This window comes from Streptomyces sp. NPDC002446 (assembly GCF_053595675.1).
In genome coordinates this window covers 64,326-85,493 of the sequence record NZ_JBSFYC010000008.1, presented here as the reverse complement: position 1 = coordinate 85,493, position 21,168 = coordinate 64,326, and the positions used below count along the sequence as shown (strand labels likewise).

The window sequence follows — 21,168 nt, the reverse complement described above, 5'->3', positions numbered from 1 at the left end:
CGCGAGATGGAGCCTCGGGTGGGGGACATTCGGCACAGCGGGCTGCATTCAGTGATGCTCGCAAGCAACATTGAATCACCGGTAACGCGGATATGGCGGACAGGCAATCGGGGTGCTACCGGCGGGGGCGGCCGCCGGGTGCGGGGCGGGGCGGCCCGTCCGGTGCGCGGGCGGCCCGTCGCCTGCTCCCCGGGCCGCCGGGGCATGCCGGCTCAGCCGTGCCGGCGGCGCATCACCCGGAAGGCGACCGCGGTCAGCGCCGCCGCCAGCGCCACGACGAGCCCGGCCTCGATCCAGGCCAGCGGCCAGTGGTGCGAGACCGGGTGCTGGTCCAGGAACCGGCCGGTCACCCCGTGCCCGCGCAGACAGCCGTCGTAGTCGCCGCTGGGCGGGCACTCCATCGCCTCCTCGGTCAGCCGGGCGCCGGAGCCGGTGGTGTACCCCTGCTCCAGGACCCAGCTGTCGTCCGGCGCCGAGACCGCCGCGCCGCGCCCGTACCCGGTCGTGGTGGCCGCCAGCAGATACGGCCTGAGCAGCGTGAACGCGCCCGGCAACACGATCATGGCGGCGAGTGTCACGGCCATCGACACGACCGTACGGCGCAGCAGCAGACCGGCCAGCGCCCCGACGGCCAGGCCCAGCAGGCTGTAGGCGACGGGCACCGGGCCGAGCGAGTGGAAGCCGAGGGTGGAGTACCAGTAGGAGCCGGAGACCTCGTCGCCGCCGACCTGCCAGAGCCAGGCGAAGACCGCCGAGAGCCCCGAGACCGCGGTGAGCACGCACAGCGCGGGCAGCGCGAGCTTCGCCGCGAGCCAGCGCAGCGGCCCGGCCGACTGGGTCAGTACGAGCTGGTGGGTGCCGGTCTCCAGCTCGCGGGCGATCAGCGGCGCGCCGAGGAACAGGCCGATCAGCACCGGCAGCAACGTCAGCCCCAGCTCGGCGAGTTGCAGGGAGGGGCGGTAGGCCGCGCGGAAGGCCATGACCGCGTCCTGGGTGCCCTCGCAGCGCGGGACCAGGGAGATCAGCGAGCAGCCGGCGAGGTGGTGGGCGTCGATGAAGGAGGCCATCCGGCCGCGCAGCACCGCGCACCAGACCGCGGCGGCGGCCGACCCGGCGAACAGCACGCCGAGGAGCAGCCGGTGCTGCCGCCAGACCAGCCAGGCCAGGCCCCCGAGCGGGCCGCCGGCCGCCGTCCGGCCCGCCGGGCCGCCCCGCCCGCCCCGGCCGTCCGCGCCGGGCCCGCGCCCGCCCGCGGTGGGGTCTGCCGTGGTGCCGGTCATGCCGCCGCTCCCTTGCCGCTGTGGTGGTCGTACCCGGTGCGCGCGCCCGGCGGGCCGGGTGCGGCGTTGCGCGGCATACCGGGGATGCCGGGCCGGTGGCCGGGTGTGCCGCCGGGCAGGCGGCGCGGCGGCGGGAAGTCCGGCTCGCCGTCCGCCGCGATCGGCGCGGGCGCGTCGGGCGCCCGCAGATAGGCCAGCAGCAGCTCCTCGACGGACGGCTCGGCCGCCTCCCAGCTCCCGGCGGCGATCGCCCCCTTCCGCCGGACGACCGCCGTGAAGTGACGGCCGGCCAGCTGCGCCTCGACGACCGTGTGCGCGGTGATCTCGGGCGGCAGCGCCGTGCCCCGGCGCTCCCCCATGACCAGGGCGTGCGCCCCGATGACGGCGTCGACCGCGCCCGCGAGACGGACCCGGCCGTCGCCCAGCACCAGCAGATGGTCACAGACCCCGTCCAGCTCGGCGAGCAGATGCGAGGTCAGTACGACGGTGGTGCCGTACTCGGCGGCCTGGGCCAGCAGCAGCGCGGCGATCTTGTGCCGCACCAGCGGATCGGCGTCGGCCAGCAGGCCGTCGAGCAGCAGGAGTTCGGGCTCCTTGCCGAGGGCGAGGGCGAGCGCGAGGCAGGCGCTCCCCCACTGCCGTGCGGGCGTGGGCGCCGCCCCCGGCCCGCCGGTCAGGGCGCCGACGCGGGCGTCCGGGGCCAGCCGGCCCTCCCGCACGATCTGCTCGGCGCGCCGGGCGTTCCAGTGGCCGGGGTGCAGCGCACGGCCCAGGCGCAGCGTCTCGGCGACCGTGAGCCGGGGGGAGAAGGGCGTGCCCTGGGTGACGTGCGCGATCCGGGCGCGGCCACCGGGGCGCGCGGGGCTGGCGCCGCCGATGCGTACGGTCCCCTCGGTGGGGCGGACTAGGCCGGCGGCGAGGGAGAGCAGGGTGGTCTTGCCTGCGCCGGCGGGCCCGACCAGCGCGCAGATACGGCCGGCCGGCAGCCGGAAGGTGCAGTCGCGCAGCGCCCAGCGGCGCCGGTAGCGCCTGCCGAGGCCGATCGCCTCGATGGCGGGGCGCCCCGCGACCGGACCGGTCGCCTCGCCCCCGGCCAGCGGCCATATCGCCATCCCCGAGCCCCCTGCCCCATCCCCGACTCATTCCACTAATTAAGTAGTGGAAGCGTGGGGGAAGTCGGCTGCGTCTGTCAACCTCCCGCCCTACGCTGGCCGCGTGCCCATACCTTCCGCACCCCCCACGCCGCCGCTGCCGTACACCCCCGAGTACCCGATCCGCACCGCCCGACTGGATCTGCGCCCCGTCACCCACGACGACTTCCCGGCGGTCCACGCCTACCAACAGCGTCCCGAGGTCTGCCGGTACCTCTACTGGGGCCCCTTGGACGAGGCCGGGTCACGGGCCTCGGTCGCCACCAAGGCCGCCCGCACGACGCTGCGCGAGAGCGGCGACGTCCTCCAGCTCGCCGTCGTCGTCCGGGAGACCGGCACCCTGGTCGGCGACGTCACCTTCGTCTGGAAGAGCCGCGAGCACCGCCAGGGCGGCATCGGCTATGTCTTCAACCCCGACCACTCCGGCCGCGGTTACGCCACCGAAGCCTCCCGGGCGCTGCTGAAGCTGGGCTTCGAGGAGCTGGGACTGCACCGCATCCAGGCCGAGTTGGACGGCCGCAACACCGCCTCGGCCAGGCTGCTCGAACGGCTGGGGATGCGCCGCGAGGGCCATCTGCGGGAGAACGAGTTCCTCGACGGCACCTGGACCGACGAGGTCGTCTACGCGATGCTGGCGCGCGAGTGGCAGGCGCTGCCGCGGCAGTGAGCGGCGCACGACGACGGGCGGGGCGGACCTCGCCGGTCCGCCCCGCCCGCCGTCCCCGCCCGTCCCTCTCAGGTCTCCGAGCGGTACATCAGATCCGTCTCGTGCGTGAGGAACCCCATCCGCTCGTACACCGACACGGCCGCCACGTTGTCCGCGTCCACGTACAGCATCGCCGTCGGCAGCCCCTGGCCCGCCAGATGCCGCAGCCCGAGGGAGGTCAGCGCCTTGCCCAGGCCGCCGCCCTGGGCGCCGGGCCGCACCCCGAGCACATAGACCTCGCCCAGGCCCTCCTCGGCGTGCACCTTGGTCCAGTGGAAGCCGACCAGCCGGCCGTCCTTCTCCGCCAGGAAGAAGCCCTTCGGGTCGAACCACGGCTCGGCCTTGCGGTCGTCGAGGTCGCGCTGGGTCAGCGCGCCCTGCTCGGGGTGGTGCGCGAAGGCCTCCGCGTTCACCTCCAGCCAGGCCGCGTCATCGGTGCCCGGCTGGAAGGTCCGTACGGACACCCCCTCGGGGAGCACCGGCTCGGCGAGCTCCAGGTCCGCCAGCGAGCGCCGCATCTGCCGCAGCTCCCGGAACATCGTCAGCCCCAGGGTCTGGGCGAGGTGGCGGGCGGCCGGATGCCCGCCGTGGGCCCAGACCCGCAGCCGGCGCCCGGACTGCTCCAGCAGCTCGCCGCCCAGCGCGCGGCCGTGCCCGCGGCCGCGGTGGCCGGGGTGCACCACCAGTTCGGCGGCCGGCGCCTCCACCGGGTCGGTGTCCTCCAGCTGCCCGTACGCGACCAGCTGCTCGCCCTCGTCACCGGGGACGTGCACCAGCACATGGCGCACGCCCTCCCGCCGGCCGCCGCCGCCCCGCAGCTGCAGCCGCCCCTGCTCGGACACGGCGGGCTGCCCGTCCGTACGCGCGGCGCGCTCGATCAGCTCCAGGACGGCCGCGACCGCTTCCGGCGCGAGCTCGTCGACCACCTCGATCCGGCGGCCGCTCCGTCCCATCTCCTGTGCAGCGTCAGTCATGTGTGAAGCGTACGACCCTGCCGGGGGCTGCGAGGGGCACCACCCGCGCCGCCCGGCAACCAGCTCGTAACCCGCCGACCCCTGTTGCGCTACGCGCGTTGACCATAAGCTGCCCTCCGCTCATGACCGTTCAGGAGGGGAAGCACATGCCAGCGACACCGCAACGGCGCCGCACCGCACGAAGATTGACGATGGGGGCCGCCGCACTGGCGGTCGCGGGTATCGCCGCCACCGCCCTGCCGGCCGGCGCGGACACCGGCCGCACCGGCCACGGCGACCGCGCCGGCCGCACCGTCGACGTCCAGCTCCTCTCCTTCAACGACTTCCACGGCAACCTCGAACCGCCGCAGGGCTCCTCCGGCACGGTCGAGGAGCTCCAGCCCGACGGCACCAAGAAGGCCGTCCCGGCCGGCGGTGTCGAGTACCTGGCCCAGTTGCTGCGCACGGCCCGCAAGGGCCACCCGTACTCCGTCACCGCGGCGGCCGGCGACATGGTCGGCGGCTCGCCCATGCTGTCCGGGCTCTTCCACGACGAGCCCACCGTCGAGGCCCTGAACAAGCTGAAGCTGGACGTCACCAGCGTCGGCAACCACGAGTTCGACGAGGGCCGCACCGAGCTGGCCCGGATGCAGAACGGCGGCTGCCACCCCAAGGACGGCTGCTACGAGAAGGGCAAGGTGTTCCCGGGCGCGGCCTTCCCCTATCTCGCCGCGAACGTGACGGACGAGAAGACGGACAAGCCGATCCTCAAGCCGTACACGGTGTGGAAGAAGAACGGCGTCAAGATCGGCTTCATCGGGCTGACCCTGGAGGGCACCCCGGACGTCGTCACGGCCGACGGCGTCAAGGGCCTGAAGTTCCACGACGAGATCGAGACGATCAACAAGTACGCCAAGGAGCTGGACAAGCAGGGGGTGAAGTCCATCGTCACCCTGATCCACGAGGGCGGCGAGCCGGCCTCGACGGCGTACAACTACGACTGCGACAGCCCCGGGCCCGGCGACGGGATCTCTGGCCCGATCACCGCGATCGCCAAGGGCGTCACCTCCAAGGTCGACGCGTTCGTGACCGGCCACACCCACGAGGCGTACGTCTGCACGATCCCGGACCCGGCGGGCAAGCCGCGCATGGTCACCTCGGCGTCGTCGTTCGGCAAGGTCTACACCGACACGACGCTGACGTACGACCGCAGGACCAAGGACATCGTGCGCACCGGCGTCAGGTCCGCGAACCACGCCGTGCGGCGCGACGTGCCCAAGGCCGCGGACATGACGTCCCTGATCGCCCGCTGGAACAAGCTCGCCGCCCCGGTCGCCGGCCGCCCCGTCGGCCACATCTCGGCCGACATCGCGGGCCGCGGCGCGGGCACCCTGGAGTCCCCGCTCGGCGACGTCATCGCCGACGCCCAGCTGGAGGCCACCAAGGCGGACGGCAAGGGCGGCGCCCAGCTCGCCCTGATGAACCCCGGCGGCATCCGCTCCGACCTCGCCTTCAAGGCGTCCGGATCGGAGGGCGACGGCGTGGTCACCTACGGCGAGGCCTTCACCGTCCAGCCGTTCACCAACATGACCAATGTCGTCGACCTGACCGGCGCCCAGCTGCTGACCGCCCTCCAGCAGCAGGTCAGCGGCCCCAACGAGGCCTCCCCCCGGATCCTGCAGGTCTCCGCGGGGCTGACCTACACCCTCGACCTGACCAAGACCGGCGCCGACCGCGTCGTCAAGGACTCGGTCAGGCTGAACGGGGCGGCGCTCGACCCCGCGAAGACCTACCGCGTCGCCATGAACGAGTTCCTGGCCGGCGGCGGCGACGGCTTCCCCGTCTTCAAGGAGGCCAAGAACAAGTACGTCGGCCCCTCCGACCTCGACGCCTTCACCGCCTACCTGACCGCCCACTCCTCGAAGGAGCGGCCGCTCACCCCGCCCAAGGCGGACCGCATCACCGTGGTGAAGTAACCGGCACCAGCCGCCCTCACCCCACCCCGAACCAGGTCTCGGCCAGCGATTCCAGGCCCGGTTCGGGTGGGGCGGGCAGTTCGCGCAGGTACCAGGGCAGATTGCTGTAGACGTGCAGGAGCGTGCAGGCGAGCAGTTCGCGGGGGGCGAAGGTCTCGCCGTAGGCACAAAAGACGCGGGACAGCAGGCGCGGGTCGGCCCGGGAGACGAACAGGCCCACGGCGACGAAGTCGTACGCGCGGTGGCCGATCATGGCGGGCTCGAAGTCGAGGAGTCCGGTCAGCCGCCAGTCGTCGGCTTCGTCGACGGTCAGATGCTGGCGCATGAACTCGGTGTGCAGCAGGGCGGCGGGCGGGTGCGCGGGCAGGGCCACCGAGTCGAGGAAGTCGGGGATCTGCTCCAGCCAGGGCTCGGGCAGCCCGCGGGCGCGCTGCTGGTCGACGGCGCCGGCGCGCTGACGCGCGAGGAAGGCGCCCCAGTCGCCCGGCCCCAGGACGTCGGTGAGCGGCTTGGGGTCGAGGGCGTGCAGGGCGGCGAGGGTCTCCCCGGCTTCGGTGGCGATGCGGTCCTGGTCGGCGCGGGGTATCCGGGGCCAGGCGACGGCCAGGTCGCTGCCGCGCAGCCGGGACATCAGCACATAGCGCCAGCCGTTCTCGTACTCGCCGGCGTCGTGGACATACGGCGTGGGCACCGGCAGCCGGCCCTGGACGTGGGCGAGGACCCGGGCCTCGGTGATCCCGTCGTCGGCGCTGGCGGCCGGGAAGAGCTTGAGGACGTAGCGGTCCCCGACGGCGTACACCGGCTGGGAGCCGGCGGGGTAGCGGGTCAGGGTCGCGTCCCGCAGCCCGAGCCGCGCGCAGAGCGCCAGGGCGCCCGGCTGCATCACCGCTTCGTCGGGGACGATCGCGTCCCACTCGTCATCCGTATCCACGCGAGGCAGCATGCGCGGACGGTATGGCGGCACGGGCCGCGCGGGCAAAGGGTTTTCGTCCGCCGGCGGCCGCAGCCGCGGCTCCGCCGTGCGGCGGAGCCGGTGTGGCTGGTGCGGGCCGGTCAGGAGAAGTCGGCGGCGTGATCCCTCGCCCACTGGGCGAAGGGGCGGGCCGGGCGGCCCGTGACGCGTTCGACGGCGTCCGAGACGGGGAAGGCGGGGGCCTCGACCGTCTGGCCGAAGAGCCGGACGAGTTCCAGGGCGGCCTCCTTGGGCAGGTGCGGGCCGGACATCGCCTCGGCGGCCGCGTCCTCGGAGATCTGCTCGATGCGGGTCTCGCGTCCGATGGCCCGCCCGATCTCGGCGACCTGCTGGGCGAAGGTCATCTGCTCGGGGCCGGTGACCTGGTAGATCCGGCCCTGATGGGTGCCGGTGCGGTCCATGAGCGCGACGGCGGCGACGTCCGCGAGGTCGTCCTCGTGGACGGGGACGCCCTGGGCGCCGGGGTGCGCATCGCGGACGACCCCCGTCGCGCGGATCGACGGGGCCCAGGCGAGCGTGTTGGCGGCGTAGTTGGCGCCGCGGACGAAGGTCCACTCCAGGCCCGAGTCGCGCACCGCGCGCTCCAGGGCGGCGTGCATCCGGGCGATGAAGTTGGTCTCGTCGGCGGGCGTATCGGTCACGCCCATCGAGGAGTTGAGGACGATCCGGCGGACACCGGCCTTGACGGCGGCGTCGATCAGGGCGGTCGCCGCGCCCTCGCCGCCGGCCGCCAGGTTGAGGAAGAGCGCGTCGGCACCAGCGAGGAGCGGGGTGAGGTCGTCGGTGCCGGTGAGGTCGGCGCGCACCACTTCGGCCCCGGCGGGCAGCGCGGCGCGCGCCGGATCGCGGGTCAGTGCGCGTACGGCGACGCCTTCCGCGAGGAGCCGGCCGACGAGGCTGCGGCCGATATTGCCGGTCGCTCCGGTTACCACGATCATGGGACCACCTTCGGGAACTCGTGAATTCCGCCGCCCGATTCGGACGGTTCCGTCAGTTGCACAAGAGGAGTGACGGTAGTTCAGGTCCGCCGGGGCGTGCGCGGCAATTTTTTGCCAAGACTGAGCGGACAACCTTCGCTTTCCCGACGTACCCCCGGTTCGAGTTGCGTACAAGGGTCTTGCTCATGGTGGGATGTTCGGATGCGATCCCCCATACGCATATCTTCACCCTCGCCGGAGCCCGCCGACCGGCACCATCCGCATTCCCCGGCGCCGGACGCCGGGAACGACCTCTCCGGCGGCACCAGAACCCTTGCACCGGTCAATCCGTATGCGGATCTGGCGGCCCTCGCCGACCCCGAGCCGGAGCCCGAACCCGATCCGGAATCCGGCCCGTTCGACGCTCCCGGCGCCACCCGCCGCCGCACCTACCTCAACGAGCGCGACGACAGCGACGACCCGCTGGGCCTGGGGCTGCGCTCGGACGACGACGGGGACGAGGCCTGGAAGCCGCCGAACCACCGCCGCAAAAAGCGCGGCATCAGCCGCTTCGCCGCCGTCCCGATCACCCTGAAGCTGCTGGTGGCGGTCCTGGTCGCCACCGTTTTCCTCACCGTCTGCGACCGGTTCGCCGTGCTCTACGCACAGGACGCGGCCGCGGAAAAGCTGAAGGATTCGCTGCATCTGAACGGCAAACCGGAAGTCGACATCCAGGGATTCCCGTTCCTCACCCAGGTCCTGGACAAGCGCGTCGACCGGGTGCACGTCAGCATTCCGGATGTCGCCGCCGACCGGGTCTCGCTGGCGAAATTCGAGGCGACCGCGGACGACATACGCATCGACGGCGATCTGCCCACCTCCATCAAGGGCGCCACGATCGGCTCCATGCACGGCACCGTGCTGCTCGCCTTCGACGACATGAATCGCGAACTGGGCGCCTCCCAGGTGAAATTCAGTGAGCTGGGCCACAATTCCATCCGCGCGGTCGGGCGACTGCCGATCGCCGGGCACGAATTGCGCGTACGGGCCGAGGCGCGCATTCAGCGGGCCGGCGACCGCGGTATCTCCACCGAGATCAGCCGGATGCGCCTGGACATCGGCGATGTCGCCGTCTACCGCCCCGGCACCGGCAAGGAGGAGGGCCTGCGGCTGACCCGCAAGGCCGCCGCCGAGCTCAGCCGCCAGGCCGCCAAGGTCAAGTCGATGCTCGGCATCCCGGCCATCGCGGACCGCATCGGCATCCCCCGGCCGTACATCGACGAGGCGCTGCGCAACGAGGAGAAGCTGCACGAGCTGACCGGGTCGCCGCGCTTCATCCAGCAGCTGATGAAGGTCAACCTCGTCGATGTGGTGATCGACCACCCCTGGCTGCTGGAGAAGGTCGGCATCGACCCGAAGATCCTCGGCACGCTGAGCGGGCTGACCAAGCCGCAGCTCGCCGACCGGCTGTCGCTGTCCTTCCGGCTGCCCAAGACGCCCGGCGACGTACGGCTGCGCAACATCTCCGTCCAGCAGGACGGCATCCGGGCCGAGCTGTCGGGGTCCAACCTTCCGGTCGGGGACGCGGCCGGGAAGAAGTAGCGCCCCAGGGGTGCGGCCGGCCGGCCCGGGCGTCAGCTCCCGGTGCCCGGCGGCGGGCCCGGCGGCACCGGCGGCTCCTCGGGCAGCTGCGGCGGCGGTGCCGGCGCGCCCGGCAGGGTCAGCACCGCCTCGGTGCCGCCGAGATCGCCGGACCGCAGCCGTACCGCGCCGCCCGCCCGCTCCGCCGTCCGCGCCACGATCGACAGCCCCAGGCCGCTGCCGGGCAGGCTGCGCGCGGACGGCGAGCGCCAGAACCGCTCGAAGACATGCGGCAGTTCGTCCTGCGGAATACCGGGCCCGTGATCGCGTACGGTCAGCTCGCCGCCGGTCAGCCGGACCTCGATGGTGCCGCCGGCCGGGCTGAACTTCACCGCGTTGTCCAGCAGGTTGACCACCGCGCGCTCCAGCCCGGCCGACTCCGCCCGTACGTACCAGGGCTCCACCTCGGCGGTGATGGTCAGCGACGGGCCGCGCAGCCGGGCCCGCTCCAGCGCCGAGCCGACGATGTCGTGCAGCGCCACGACCTCGACGGCGCTCTGGCCGGGCTCGGGCGGCCGGGACAGCTCCTGCAGATCGCCGATCAGCGCCGCCAGCTCCCCCATCTGCGCCTTCACCGACGCCAGCAGCGCCTCCCTGTCGGCGGCCGGGATCGGGCGGCCGGACTGCTCGCTGCGCACCAGCAGATCGATGTTCGTCCGCAGCGAGGTCAGCGGTGTGCGCAGCTCATGGCCCGCGTCCGCGATCAGCTGCCGCTGCAGATCGCGGGAGGCGGCCAGCGCGGCGGTCATCGCGTTGAAGGAGCGCGAGAGGCGGGCGATCTCGTCCTCGCCGTCCGCGGGGATCCGGATGGTCAGGTCCTCGGTGCGGGCGACCTGTTCGACGGCCTCGGTGAGCCGGTCGACGGGTTTGAGGCCCGCGCGGGCGACCCACAGTCCGGCGGTCGCGGCGCCCAGCACCCCGACCCCGGCGACGATCAGCAGCACCAGCGCGAGCTGGTTGAGCGGCTGGGTGACCTGGTCCATGGGGGCGGCCACGGAGATCGCGAGCGGATTGCCCGAGGCGTCGGTGACCGGGCCGTGGTAGAGCATGGTCGACACCCGCATCTCGGTGCCGTTCTCGTCCCTGGCGGTGCGCACGCTGCTGGGCAGCCGCCGCTCGGCCACCAGGACGTCCGCCCGCTGCGCGGGGATCTCCGCCTTGTCGGGGGCCGTACAGACATAGCCGCTGGACGACACCAGGCGGACCGTGTACGGGGTGGGCTGGAAGCGCAGACCGGGCTGGTCGTTGCAGTGGGCGATCAGCGCCTGGACGTAGCTGTCGTCCACCTTCACCGAGCTCAGCGTCTCGTCGAGCTGCTCGGTGAGCCGGTCGCGGGTGATCACCCAGCAGGCCGCGGCCGAGACGGCGACCGCCACCGCCACCGCGAGACCCACCAGCATCGCCAGCCGCGACCGCAGCGGCAGCTGCCGCAAGCGGGCCAGGGGGCCGGGGCGGCCGGCGCTCACTCCGCCCCGCCGTCCGCCCGCAGGACGTACCCGACTCCCCGCACCGTGTGCACCAGCCGCGGCTCGCCGCCCGCCTCCGTCTTGCGGCGCAGGTACATCACATAGACGTCGAGGGAGTTGGAGGTGGGCTCGAAGTCGAAGCCCCAGACCGCCTTGAGGATCTGCTCACGGGTGAGGACCTGCCGCGGATGCGCCAGGAACATCTCCAGCAGCGTGAACTCGGTGCGGGTCAGCTCGACCGGCCGGCCGCCCCGGGTCACCTCACGGGTCGACAGGTCCATCCGCAGATCGGCGAAGCCCAGCGTCTCGCCCTCCTCGGGCTGCGCGCCGGCCGCCGCGTACGAGCTGCGGCGCAGCAGCGCGCGGATCCGGGCGAGCAGCTCGTCCAGCTCGAAGGGCTTGACGAGGTAGTCGTCGGCACCGGCGTCCAGCCCCGTGACGCGGTCGCCGACCGTGTCCCGGGCGGTGAGCATCAGGATCGGTACGGTCACCCCGCTCGCCCGCAGCCGGCGGGCGGCGGTCAGCCCGTCCATACGGGGCATCAGGACGTCCAGCACGATCAGTTCGGGGCCGTAGGAGGCGACCTTCTCGACCGCGTCCAGCCCGTCGACCGCCTGCTCGGTGCCGTAGCCCTCGAAGGCGAGCGAGCGCTGCAGCGCCTCGCGGACCGCGGGCTCGTCGTCGACGATCAGGATGCGGGCGGGCTGGTCACCGTGCTCGGCGGGGCTCATGTGCGTGGTTACCTCGGGTGGGACGGCTGTACGGGCGGCTGGTCCTTAAGCCTTGCACGGCACCGGGCCGGGCGGGGAGTCAGACGCCGCTGCTGGCGCCGCCGCTCCCGCCGCCGCGCAGCGCGTCGAGGTCGGCCTTGACGGTGTTGATGGGGATGGCGAAGCCGAGGCCGACGCTGCCCGCGGTGCTGCTCGTCGCCGAACTCGGCGAGTACATCGCGGAGTTGATGCCGATGATCTGCCCCTGCATATTGATCAGGGCGCCACCGGAGTTGCCCGGGTTGAGCGACGCGTCGGTCTGTATGGCCTTGTAGGAGGTCTTCGACGAGCCGGTGTCCCCGTTGTACTGGTTGCCGCCGAACTCGAACGGCCAGCCGCCACCGCCGTCCGGATCGCCCTGCCGCCCCTGGCCCTGCTCCTTGGGCACGGTGACATCCCGGTTGAGGGCGGAGACGATACCGCTGGTCACCGAGCCGGTCAGGCCCTCGGGGGAGCCGATCGCGACCACCTGGTCGCCGACCGCGAGCCTGCCGGAGTCGCCGAGGGCGGCCGCGGTCAGGCCCTTGGCCCCGCGGACCTTGATCAGCGCCAGGTCCTTGTCGGGGTCGGTGCCCACGACCCTGGCCGTCCTGCGGCTGCCGTCGCTGAAGGTGACGGCCACCGACTCGGCGCCCGCCACCACGTGGTTGTTGGTGATGATCTCGCCGTCGCCGGTGATCACGACGCCGGAGCCGGTGGACTGGCCGCCGCTGGTCCGCGCCTTGATCTCCACTATCGCCGGGCTGACCGCCTTGGCCACGCCCGAGACCCCGCTGCCACCGGTCTTGCCGGCGTTGACGAGCGGGGTCGAGGCGCCGTTCGCGCTCTGCCCGGCGGTCGCGCCGGCGATCAGCGCCGCGCTGCCGCCCCCGATGAGACCCGAGGCGAGCGCCACCGCCGCGATCAGCGCGACCGGCCGGCGGGCCCGGCGCCGCGGCGCGGGCGGTGCCTCGGCGACGCCCGGTGCGTACGGCGGGGGCGGGGGGAAACCCTGCGCGCCGCCGTAGGTGTCGTGGTGCTCGGCGCCGTATGCGTACGGCCGGTCCTGTGGCATCTCATCGCCGCTTCGGCGGTAGCTCTCGGTCATGGTGAAGACTGTGCTCCCGGTCCATGAGAAGCGTCTGAGAACGCCCTGAGAGACCCGGCAGAAGTGGGTATGCCCGGAATAAGGACCGCTGCGGGCCGCTCAGCCGCCGCAGCCGCACGAGCGCCGTACGACCAGGCGTGACGGGAACTGCCGCAGCCGCTCCCGCCGGGAGCCGACCACCCGCAGCCCGTCGTCCAGCACGAGGTCGACCGCCGCCCGCGCCATCGCCTCGCGGTCCGAGGCCACGGTGGTCAGCGGCGGATCCGTGAGCGCCGCCTCTTTCACATCGTCGAAGCCGGCGACCGCCAGCTCACCGGGGACGTCGATCCGCAGCTCACGGGCGGCCCGCAGGACACCGATCGCCTGGTCGTCGGTCGCGCACATGATGGCCGGCGGCCGCTCGGGCCCCGCCAGCAGCTTCAGCGCGACCTGGTAGGCGTCGTAGCGGTTGTACGCCGCCTGGAAGTAGCGGCCCTCGGGGGTCCTGCCCGACTCCAGCATGGCCCGCCGCCAGCCCTCGACGTGGTCGGTGACCGGGTCGCCGGACTTCGGGGTCTCCTCCGTGCCGCCGAGGAAGGCGACGTACGGATGGCCGTGCTCCAGCAGATGCCGGGTCACCAGCTGCGCGCCCCAGATGTCGTCCGTCATCACGGCGACGTCGTCGATGGCGTCCGGCCGGCGGTGCAGCAGCACCACCCGGGCGTCCCAGGCGTCGATCTCGGCGGCGGCGTGCTCACTGGGGCCCTGGCTGATCAGGATCAGCCCGGCCACCCGCATCCCGAGGAACGCGCGCAGATAGTGCACCTCGCGCTCGTCGAGGTAGTTGGCGTTGCCGACCAGCACCATCTTTCCGCGCTCGGCGGCGGCCTGCTCGACCGCGTGCGCCATCTCCGCGAAGAACGGCTGCCGGGTGTCCGGCACGATCAGGCCTATGAGGTCGGTACGGCGGGACGCCATCGCCTGCGCGACGCGGTCCGGCCGGTAGCCCAGCTCCTTGATGGCGGCGAGCACCCGCTCGCGCGTGGCCGGGGCGACCGGCCGGGGTCCGTTGTTGATGACGTAACTGACAACGGCGGTGGATGTACCCGCCAGCCTTGCCACATCATCCCGCGTCACCTTGGCCACGCGCGGCAGTCTACGCGGGTGGTCCTACCGGCGGGCAGGCCGGACGGCGGGGGATTCCGCGGCGGCGGCGACCGCCTGGCCGGAACCGTCGCCGTCCGCCGGTGCCCGGCCGTCCGCGGGCTCCCCGCCGCGGGCGGACTTCGCGGCCTGCCCGGCCTCGCCCTTGGCCTTGGCCTCCGCGGCGCGCTCCGCCTTCTCCGGCGTCACGAAGCGGTAGCCGACGTTGCGGACCGTGCCGATCAGCGACTCGTGCTCGGGGCCGAGCTTGGCGCGCAGCCGCCGGACGTGGACGTCCACGGTCCGGGTACCGCCGAAGTAGTCGTAGCCCCACACCTCCTGCAGGAGCTGGGCGCGGGTGAAGACCCGGCCCGGGTGCTGCGCCAGGTACTTCAGCAGCTCGAACTCCTTGAAGGTCAGGTCCAGGACCCGCCCCTTCAGCTTGGCGCTGTAGGTCGCCTCGTCCACCGAGAGGTCGCCGTTGCGGATCTCCATCGGGCCGTCGTCGGTGGTGATCTGCTGGCGGCCCATCGCCAGCCGCAGCCGCGCCTCGACCTCGGCGGGTCCTGCGGTGTCCAGCATGACGTCGTCGACGCCCCAGTCGGCGGTGACGGCGGCCAGCCCGCCCTCGGTGACCACCAGGACCAGCGGGCAGCCGGGGCCGGTGGACCGCAGCAGCTGGCACAGGGAGCGGACGTGCGGAAGGTCGCGGCGGCCGTCGATCAGTATGACGTCGGCCCCCGGGGTGTCGATGAGGGCCGGGCCCTCGGCGGGGGCCACCCGCACACTGTGCAGCAGCAGGCCGAGCGCCGGGAGCACCTCCGTCGACGGCTGGAGTGCGTTGGTCAGCAGCAGGAGCGAACTCACCTCCGACCACCTGCCCGGTTCACGGAGCGTTCCGCCCTGATCTGCTCACGGTCCTGCCTGCTTCGCTCGCCCATGACGTCTGGTTCCTCCTCGGTCCCTGCGACGGGGGCACCTCCCGGCCCTGGCCGGGGGAGTCTGCGGCACTGCTTCGTACGGTCCTGTCAGCCACGCGGCTCGTGGCTGAAAGCACAAAAGGACCCGGGGGCTACGCTGCCCGGATCCTTCTTGCCCAGCAGAATAGCTCAGAAGAGTTCCGCACCCGAGGTCGATTTTGCACGTTCCTGTGTTCCGTCGATCACTTCGAGTGGTCATCGCGTGTCCCGGTTGACGTACGCGAGGGTCCGGACCGGGGCCGCCCGCACCCCGCAGGGCCCGTCCTGAAGCGGATTCCGCCGCCCGGTCGCGGACCGCCGCGCCCGCCCCCGCGCACCGCCTCACCAGCACTCCAGTCCGGTCCGCGGCATTTCCCGCGGCCGTCCGGTTTTCCCAGCATGCGGACGTGATCATGTCTCCGTCCGGGAGGTACGGCCTCCCGCGGCCCGGCGGCGGGCGGCGCGGCGCGCCCTGGGGGGGCGCACGGAGAGCGCACGGATGCGCACCCCCTGCGCACCGGGCACCGGGCACGGCCCGTCGCCCCTCGCCGCCGGACTCCGCCTCGTGTGCGTGGCGTCAGCCGGTCTCGGCCACCGCCGCCTCGAACTGCGCCGCGTACAGCCGTGCGTAGGCGCCGCCCGCCGCCAGCAGCGCCTCGTGCGAGCCCTGCTCGACGATCGTGCCGTTCTCCATGACGAGGATGGTGTCGGCGTCGCGGATGGTGGACAGGCGGTGGGCGATGACGAAGCTGGTGCGGCCGGTGCGGAGCTGGGCCATGGCGTGCTGGATGAGGACCTCGGTGCGGGTGTCGACCGAGCTGGTGGCCTCGTCGAGGACGAGGATCTCGGGTTCGGCGAGGAAGGCGCGGGCGATGGTGATCAGCTGCTTCTCGCCCACGGAGACATTGCCGCCCTCCTCGTCGATGACGGTGTCGTAGCCGTCGGGCAGGGTCCGGACGAAGCGGTCCACGTGGGTGGCCTTCGCGGCGGCGACGATCTTGTCCATGGAGGTGCCGGCGGGGGCGCCGTAAGCGATGTTCTCCGCGATCGTGCCGCCGAAGAGCCAGGTGTCCTGGAGGACCATGCCGATGTGGGAGCGCAGCTCCTCGCGGGACATGGCGGCGATGTCGACGCCGTCGAGGGTGATCCGGCCGCCGCCGACCTCGTAGAAGCGCATCAGGAGGTTGACGAGGGTGGTCTTGCCCGCGCCGGTCGGGCCGACGATGGCGACGGTCTGGCCGGGGCGGACGGACAGCGACAGGTTCTCGATGAGGGGCTTGTCCGCGGTGTACGAGAAGGAGACGTCCTCGAACTCGACGCGGCCCGCGATGTCCACGGGCCGGGCCGGGTCGGCCGCGTCCGGCTCCTGCTCCCGCGCGTCCAGCAGCTCGAAGACCCGCTCGGCGGAGGCGACTCCGGACTGGACGAGGTTGGCCAGCGAGGCGACCTGGGTCAGCGGCTGGCTGAACTGCCGGGAGTACTGGATGAAGGCCTGGACGTCACCGATGGACAGGGATCCGGAGGCCACCCGCAGACCGCCGATGACGGCCACCAGGACGTAGTTGAGGTTGCCGATGAACATCATCGCGGGCTGGATGACACCGGAGATGAACTGGGCCTTGAAGGACGCGGTGTACAGGGCCTCGTTCTGCTCGCGGAAGAGTGCGGCGGACTCCTTCTGCCGGCCGAAGACCTTCACCAGGCTGTGGCCGGTGTACATCTCCTCGACGTGCGCGTTGAGCTTGCCGGTGGTCTTCCACTGCTGGACGAACTGCGGCTGGGCCCGCTTGCCGATCTTGGTGGCGACGACGACCGAGACCGGGACCGTGACCAGGGCGACCAGGGCCAGCAGCCAGGAGATCCAGAACATCACGGCGAGCACGCCGAGGATGGTCAGCAGCGAGGTCACTATCTGGCTCAGCGTCTGCTGCAGCGTCTGCTGGATGTTGTCGATGTCGTTGGTGGCGCGGGAGAGCACCTCGCCGCGCTGCTGCTTGTCGAAGTAGCTCAGCGGCAGCCGGGCGAGCTTCTCCTCGACCTGCTCGCGCATCCGGAAGACGGTGCGCTGGACGACCTTGGTGGCGATCCGGGCCTGCACGAAGCCGAAGAGGGAGGCACCGGCGTAGATCAGGGTGGCCCACAGCAGGACCGTGCCGACCGCGCCGAAGTCGATGCCGTGGCCGGGGACGACCGGCATCGCGCCGAGCATGTCGGCCAGCCCGTCCTGGCCGTGGGCGCGCAGCTGCCGTGCGGCCTCGGCCTTGGTGATCCCGTCGGGCAGCCGGCGGCCGATGATGCCGGACATGATCAGGTCGGTGGCGTGGCCGAGGACCTTGGGGCCGACGACGGTCAGCGCCACGCTCAGCACCCCGAGCAGCAGCGCGACGGAGATGACGGCGCGCTCGGGGCGCATCTGGGCGAGCAGCCGCTTGCCGGAGCCCTTGAAGTCCATGGACTTCTCGGTGGGCTGGCCGCCCATGAAACGGGCCGGGCCGGCCGCGGGGGCCGGGCCCCGGACCGGCGCCGCCTTGGCGGTCTCCCCGGTCTCCCCGGTCTTCGCGGTCTCCCCGGTCTCCTCGGTCTTCGCGGGGGCGGCGGCCCCCTTGTCCGCGGTGGTCACGCCGCCTCCTGCTCGGTGAGCTGGGAGAGCACGATCTCCCGGTAGGTCTCGTTGCCGGCCATCAGCTCGGTGTGGGTGCCGGTGCCCACGACGCGGCCCTCGTCCAGGACGACGATCCGGTCGGCGCCGCGGATCGTGGAGACCCGCTGGGCGACGATCACCACCGTCGCCCGGTCCGTCTCGCGGGCCAGCGCGGCCCGCAGCGCGGCGTCGGTCGCGTAGTCCAGGGCGGAGAAGGAGTCGTCGAAGAGGTAGATCTCGGGCTTGCGGACCAGTGCGCGGGCGATGGCCAGGCGCTGGCGCTGGCCGCCGGAGACATTGGAGCCGCCCTGCGCGACGGGGGCGTCCAGCCCGCCGTCCATCCGCTCGACGAAGTCCCGCGCCTGGGCGGTCTCCAGGGCGTGCCACAGCTCCTCGTCGGTGGCGTCGGGATTGCCGTAGCGGAGGTTGCTGGCGACCGTCCCGGAGAAGAGGTACGGCTTCTGCGGGACCAGGCCGATGGCGCGGGCCAGGGTCTCCTGATCGAGGGTGCGGACGTCCTCGCCGTCCACCAGGACCGCGCCGCCGGTGGCGTCGAAGAGCCGGGGGACGAGCCCGAGGAGGGTGGACTTGCCGCTGCCGGTCGATCCGATCACGGCGGTGGTCTCGCCGGGGCGGGCGGTCAGCGAGATGTCCCGCAGGACCGGCTGCTCGGCGCCCGGGAAGCGGAACTCGACGCCGCGCAGCTCCAGTTCGCCGCGCCGGCGCAGCTCGGTGACGGGGTGTGCGGGCGGTGTGACGCTGGAGTCCGTCGCCAGCACCTCCTGGATGCGCTCGGCGCAGACCTCCGCGCGCGGCAGCATCATCACCATGAACGTCGCCATCATGATCGACATCAGGATGTACATCAGGTAGCTGAGGTAGGCGGTCAGCGCGCCGATCTGCATGGCGCCGCTGTCGATGCGCAGTCCGCCGAACCAGACGACGGCCACGCTGGAGAGGTTCACGATCAGCATGACCAGCGGGAACATCATCGACATCAGCCGGCCGGCGCGCACCGACACGTCGTACAGGTCGGTGTTGGCCCCGGCGAACCGCTCGCGCTCGTGCCGGTCGCGGACGAAGGCGCGGATGACGCGGATACCGGCGATCTGCTCGCGCAGCACGCGGTTGACGGTGTCGATGCGCTCCTGCACCCCGCGGAAGAGCGGACGCATCCGGCGCACGATCAGTGAGACGACGATCCCGAGGGCCGGGACGATGGCCAGCAGCAGCCCGGACAGCGGCACGTCCTGGTTGAGCGCCATGACGATGCCGCCGACGCACATGATCGGCGCCGAGGCCATCATCGTGAACGTCATCAGCACCAGCATCTGGACCTGCTGGACGTCATTGGTGGTGCGGGTGATCAGCGACGGGGCGCCGAACGTGGCGACCTCCCGGGCGGAGAAGGACTGCACCCGGTCGAAGACCGCGGCGCGGATGTCCCGGCCGAGCGCCATGGCCGTACGGGCACCGAAGTAGACCGCGCCGCTCGCGCAGACGATCTGCAGCAGTGTCACCGCGGTCATGAGGCCGCCGACGCGGAGGATGTAGCCCGTGTCGCCCTTCACGACACCGTTGTCAATGATGTCGGCGTTGAGGGTGGGCAGATAGAGGGTCGCCAGGGTCTGGATGAGCTGGAGCAGCACGATCAGGGATATCGAGCGCCTGTGGGGCCGCAGATGCCCCCGCGCGAGTCGGACCAACACACAAGGAGCCTATGTGAACGCTTGCCTTCGGCAATCGAATTTACGGCAGTCGGCCCAGGACGCGGTGTGCTCCTTTGCCAGAACTTGCCCGGACCCGGATCGTCCGCCGCGTACGCCATCATGGAGGCGGCAACGACGGGGCGGCCCGCACGACAGGCGGCCCCCCGACCGACACGACGAAGAGGCCGCCGTGACAACAACTGGCACCGTGCGCTACTGGGCCGCGGCGAAGGCCGCCGCCGGCACGGCTGAGGAGCCGTATGCGGCGGCGACGCTCGCCGAGGCGCTGGACGCGGCGCGCGCGGCGCATGCCGGCAACCCCGAGTTCGCCCGCGTGCTGATGCGCTGCTCATTCCTGGTGGACGGCGATCCGGTCGGCACCCGCGACCATGCCGCGGTGCACCTGGCCGAGGGCGGAACCGTCGAGGTCCTGCCGCCGTTCGCGGGAGGGTGAGCAGGAGACCATGAGCGACTACCAGCCCCAGGGCCACTCCCCGTACCAGCCGCACGACCCGTATGCGCAGCCGGATCCGTACGCCCAGCAGGACGGGCAGTCCGGGCAGGCGCCGCACGACCCGCAGACGGCGTACGGCGCCCCGTACGGGCAGCAGGCGTACGACCCCTACGCACAGCAGCCGCAGCCGCAGCCGCACGAGCCGTACGGGCACGGCCAGTACGGCTACGGCACATACGAGCAGCAGCCGACGCCGCAGCAGCCCGCGCCGGCGCCGCAGCCGCACTACGGCCAGCTGCCCGCCCAGCCCGCCCAGCACCAGAGCGCGCCGCCGGCCGAGGAGCCGTACGCCCGTCAGCACCCGCCGGCCAGGACCGCACCGGCCGCCGCGCCGGCCGCCACCGCGCCGCTGCCCGCCGCGCCCCTCGCGCCCAACCAGCGCGCCCGCGCCGAGGGCCGCTCGCCGATCATCCCGCCGGGCATCCAGCCGGCCGCGCTGACCGCCGGGCTCGCCCTGCTGCTCGCGCTGGCCGCGCCGCTGGGCCGCCCGCTGCTCGCCATCCCGGTGGCGCTGCTGCAGGCGGTCACCGCCGCCGGCTGGTTCCGGCTGAACGGCATGTGGCCGGCCCGCCAGGGCATCGCGCTGGCGTTCCTGGCCGGGCTCGCCACCGACGCCGCCCTGCTGGCCACCGACCGCGCCAGTGCGCCCCTGGTGGGCATCGGCACCCTGGGCGTGTGGTGCCTGCTCGTCCTGATCCTCCAGCTGCGCAACCGCAGCAGCGCCGACGAGCGGATGTACGCGCTGACCGCCGGCCTGACCTCGACCGCGCTGGCGGTGCTCGCCGCCGGACAGCTCGCGGCGGGCGGGCACGCGGTGACGGTCGGCGCCGCCGCGGTCGCGGTGGCCACCCTCGCCCGTGCGCTGCCGCTGCCGTTCCCCGTCTCGGTCGGCGTCGCCCTGCTGGCCGCCGCGGGCGCCGGCATCGGCGCGGGCCAGCTCACCGGCCTGGGCGCGTCCGGCGCGCTGCTGGGCCTGGCGGCCGGCGGCTGCGCCCTGATCGGCCTGCGGGTGGCCAGCTACGACTACCCCTCCCGCTTTGTGCACATGACGGCCGGCGTCGCCCTGCCGCTGGCCCTGGCCGCGCCCGCGGTGTACGTCCTGGGCAGGGCGCTGGGCCAGTAGGACCGGCAGCCCGGGAGCGTCATCGGTCCGGCGGCCACCACGGAGCGCCCGTGGTGGCCGTCGTTCTTGCGCCTTCCCGGCGGCCGCCGCTGCCTTCCCCCGACGACGTCCCTTAGGGTCTGTGCGGAGCGCAGGCAGGGGGCCTGCACGGACGATACGGCCGGGACCCGGCCCAGGTGT

Annotated in this window: 17 protein-coding genes; 5 read left to right on the top strand and 12 right to left on the bottom strand. The window is 72.8% G+C overall.

Features of this window, described 5'->3' with window-relative positions; genetic code table 11:
* Window positions 1-212 precede the first annotated feature (212 nt).
* Window positions 213-1,280: an ABC transporter permease gene (locus tag ACWD6P_RS07175; RefSeq protein ID WP_451443028.1), complete on the bottom strand. Its 1,068-nt coding sequence runs from the start codon at window positions 1,278-1,280 to the stop codon at window positions 213-215.
* A complete protein-coding gene (locus ACWD6P_RS07170) occupies window positions 1,277-2,392 on the bottom strand; it encodes an ATP-binding cassette domain-containing protein (protein WP_451443027.1) in 1,116 nt (371 codons plus the stop codon). The genes ACWD6P_RS07175 and ACWD6P_RS07170 overlap by 4 nt, the downstream gene beginning before the upstream one ends.
* A gap of 103 nt (window positions 2,393-2,495) precedes the next feature.
* Here ACWD6P_RS07170 and ACWD6P_RS07165 point away from each other — a divergent pair, with 103 nt between their 5' ends.
* Window positions 2,496-3,098 carry a GNAT family N-acetyltransferase gene (locus ACWD6P_RS07165; protein WP_451443026.1) on the top strand — a complete coding sequence of 201 codons (603 nt, stop codon included), beginning with the start codon at window positions 2,496-2,498 and terminating at the stop codon, window positions 3,096-3,098.
* Window positions 3,099-3,166: 68 nt separating this feature from the next.
* On the opposite strand, the gene mshD is transcribed toward ACWD6P_RS07165, so the two are convergent.
* Window positions 3,167-4,111: a mycothiol synthase gene (gene mshD, locus ACWD6P_RS07160; RefSeq protein ID WP_451443025.1), complete on the bottom strand. Its 945-nt coding sequence runs from the start codon at window positions 4,109-4,111 to the stop codon at window positions 3,167-3,169.
* A 146-nt stretch (window positions 4,112-4,257) separates the two neighbouring features.
* Between mshD and ACWD6P_RS07155 the strand changes: the two genes are divergently transcribed.
* The gene (locus ACWD6P_RS07155; protein ID WP_451443024.1) at window positions 4,258-6,066 is read left to right on the top strand and encodes a bifunctional metallophosphatase/5'-nucleotidase; all 1,809 of its coding nucleotides are present in this window, start codon (window positions 4,258-4,260) and stop codon (window positions 6,064-6,066) included.
* A gap of 16 nt (window positions 6,067-6,082) precedes the next feature.
* Here the strand turns inward: ACWD6P_RS07155 and ACWD6P_RS07150 are convergent, their stop codons facing one another.
* Window positions 6,083-7,009 carry an aminoglycoside phosphotransferase family protein gene (locus ACWD6P_RS07150; protein ID WP_451443023.1) on the bottom strand — a complete coding sequence of 309 codons (927 nt, stop codon included), beginning with the start codon at window positions 7,007-7,009 and terminating at the stop codon, window positions 6,083-6,085.
* A gap of 110 nt (window positions 7,010-7,119) precedes the next feature.
* A complete protein-coding gene (locus ACWD6P_RS07145; protein WP_451443022.1) occupies window positions 7,120-7,977 on the bottom strand; it encodes an SDR family oxidoreductase in 858 nt (285 codons plus the stop codon).
* Between the two features lie 201 nt (window positions 7,978-8,178).
* Here ACWD6P_RS07145 and ACWD6P_RS07140 point away from each other — a divergent pair, with 201 nt between their 5' ends.
* Window positions 8,179-9,558, top strand: coding sequence for an LmeA family phospholipid-binding protein (locus ACWD6P_RS07140; RefSeq protein WP_451443021.1), 1,380 nt, complete (start codon window positions 8,179-8,181; stop codon window positions 9,556-9,558).
* A 32-nt stretch (window positions 9,559-9,590) separates the two neighbouring features.
* Here ACWD6P_RS07140 and ACWD6P_RS07135 read toward each other — a convergent pair whose 3' ends face one another.
* The 7 genes from ACWD6P_RS07135 to ACWD6P_RS07105 all read right to left on the bottom strand — a co-directional run bounded on the left by ACWD6P_RS07135 (window position 9,591) and on the right by ACWD6P_RS07105 (window position 19,351).
* Complete coding sequence (locus ACWD6P_RS07135) at window positions 9,591-11,039, bottom strand: HAMP domain-containing sensor histidine kinase (protein WP_451443103.1); 1,449 nt, start codon at window positions 11,037-11,039, stop codon at window positions 9,591-9,593.
* A 20-nt stretch (window positions 11,040-11,059) separates the two neighbouring features.
* Complete coding sequence (locus ACWD6P_RS07130) at window positions 11,060-11,794, bottom strand: response regulator transcription factor (RefSeq protein WP_451443020.1); 735 nt, start codon at window positions 11,792-11,794, stop codon at window positions 11,060-11,062.
* Between the two features lie 79 nt (window positions 11,795-11,873).
* On the bottom strand, window positions 11,874-12,920 hold the full coding sequence (locus tag ACWD6P_RS07125) for a S1C family serine protease (protein ID WP_451443019.1): 1,047 nt from the start codon (window positions 12,918-12,920) through the stop codon (window positions 11,874-11,876).
* A gap of 99 nt (window positions 12,921-13,019) precedes the next feature.
* Complete coding sequence (locus ACWD6P_RS07120; protein ID WP_451443018.1) at window positions 13,020-14,045, bottom strand: LacI family DNA-binding transcriptional regulator; 1,026 nt, start codon at window positions 14,043-14,045, stop codon at window positions 13,020-13,022.
* A 24-nt stretch (window positions 14,046-14,069) separates the two neighbouring features.
* Window positions 14,070-14,909 carry a response regulator transcription factor gene (locus tag ACWD6P_RS07115; protein ID WP_451443017.1) on the bottom strand — a complete coding sequence of 280 codons (840 nt, stop codon included), beginning with the start codon at window positions 14,907-14,909 and terminating at the stop codon, window positions 14,070-14,072.
* A 669-nt stretch (window positions 14,910-15,578) separates the two neighbouring features.
* A complete protein-coding gene (locus tag ACWD6P_RS07110) occupies window positions 15,579-17,480 on the bottom strand; it encodes an ABC transporter ATP-binding protein (RefSeq protein ID WP_451443102.1) in 1,902 nt (633 codons plus the stop codon).
* A gap of 137 nt (window positions 17,481-17,617) precedes the next feature.
* Complete coding sequence (locus tag ACWD6P_RS07105) at window positions 17,618-19,351, bottom strand: ABC transporter ATP-binding protein (RefSeq protein ID WP_451443016.1); 1,734 nt, start codon at window positions 19,349-19,351, stop codon at window positions 17,618-17,620.
* A 208-nt stretch (window positions 19,352-19,559) separates the two neighbouring features.
* Here ACWD6P_RS07105 and ACWD6P_RS07100 point away from each other — a divergent pair, with 208 nt between their 5' ends.
* Window positions 19,560-19,805 (top strand): MoaD/ThiS family protein, encoded by a 246-nt coding sequence (locus ACWD6P_RS07100; protein ID WP_451443101.1) that lies wholly within the window; start codon window positions 19,560-19,562, stop codon window positions 19,803-19,805.
* Window positions 19,806-19,815: 10 nt separating this feature from the next.
* Window positions 19,816-20,988 (top strand): hypothetical protein, encoded by a 1,173-nt coding sequence (locus tag ACWD6P_RS07095; protein WP_451443015.1) that lies wholly within the window; start codon window positions 19,816-19,818, stop codon window positions 20,986-20,988.
* Window positions 20,989-21,168: the final 180 nt, after the last annotated feature.

Coding starts and splice junctions, on each gene's coding strand:
- ACWD6P_RS07125 (WP_451443019.1), bottom strand. CDS start 12,920: ATGACCGAGAGCTACCGCCGAAGCGGCGATGAGATGCCACAGGACCGG.
- ACWD6P_RS07145 (WP_451443022.1), bottom strand. CDS start 7,977: ATGATCGTGGTAACCGGAGCGACCGGCAATATCGGCCGCAGCCTCGTC.
- mshD (WP_451443025.1), bottom strand. CDS start 4,111: ATGACTGACGCTGCACAGGAGATGGGACGGAGCGGCCGCCGGATCGAG.
- ACWD6P_RS07130 (WP_451443020.1), bottom strand. CDS start 11,794: ATGAGCCCCGCCGAGCACGGTGACCAGCCCGCCCGCATCCTGATCGTC.
- ACWD6P_RS07150 (WP_451443023.1), bottom strand. CDS start 7,009: ATGCTGCCTCGCGTGGATACGGATGACGAGTGGGACGCGATCGTCCCC.
- ACWD6P_RS07140 (WP_451443021.1), top strand. CDS start 8,179: ATGCGATCCCCCATACGCATATCTTCACCCTCGCCGGAGCCCGCCGAC.
- ACWD6P_RS07170 (WP_451443027.1), bottom strand. CDS start 2,392: ATGGCGATATGGCCGCTGGCCGGGGGCGAGGCGACCGGTCCGGTCGCG.
- ACWD6P_RS07095 (WP_451443015.1), top strand. CDS start 19,816: ATGAGCGACTACCAGCCCCAGGGCCACTCCCCGTACCAGCCGCACGAC.
- ACWD6P_RS07155 (WP_451443024.1), top strand. CDS start 4,258: ATGCCAGCGACACCGCAACGGCGCCGCACCGCACGAAGATTGACGATG.
- ACWD6P_RS07175 (WP_451443028.1), bottom strand. CDS start 1,280: ATGACCGGCACCACGGCAGACCCCACCGCGGGCGGGCGCGGGCCCGGC.
- ACWD6P_RS07110 (WP_451443102.1), bottom strand. CDS start 17,480: ATGGGCGGCCAGCCCACCGAGAAGTCCATGGACTTCAAGGGCTCCGGC.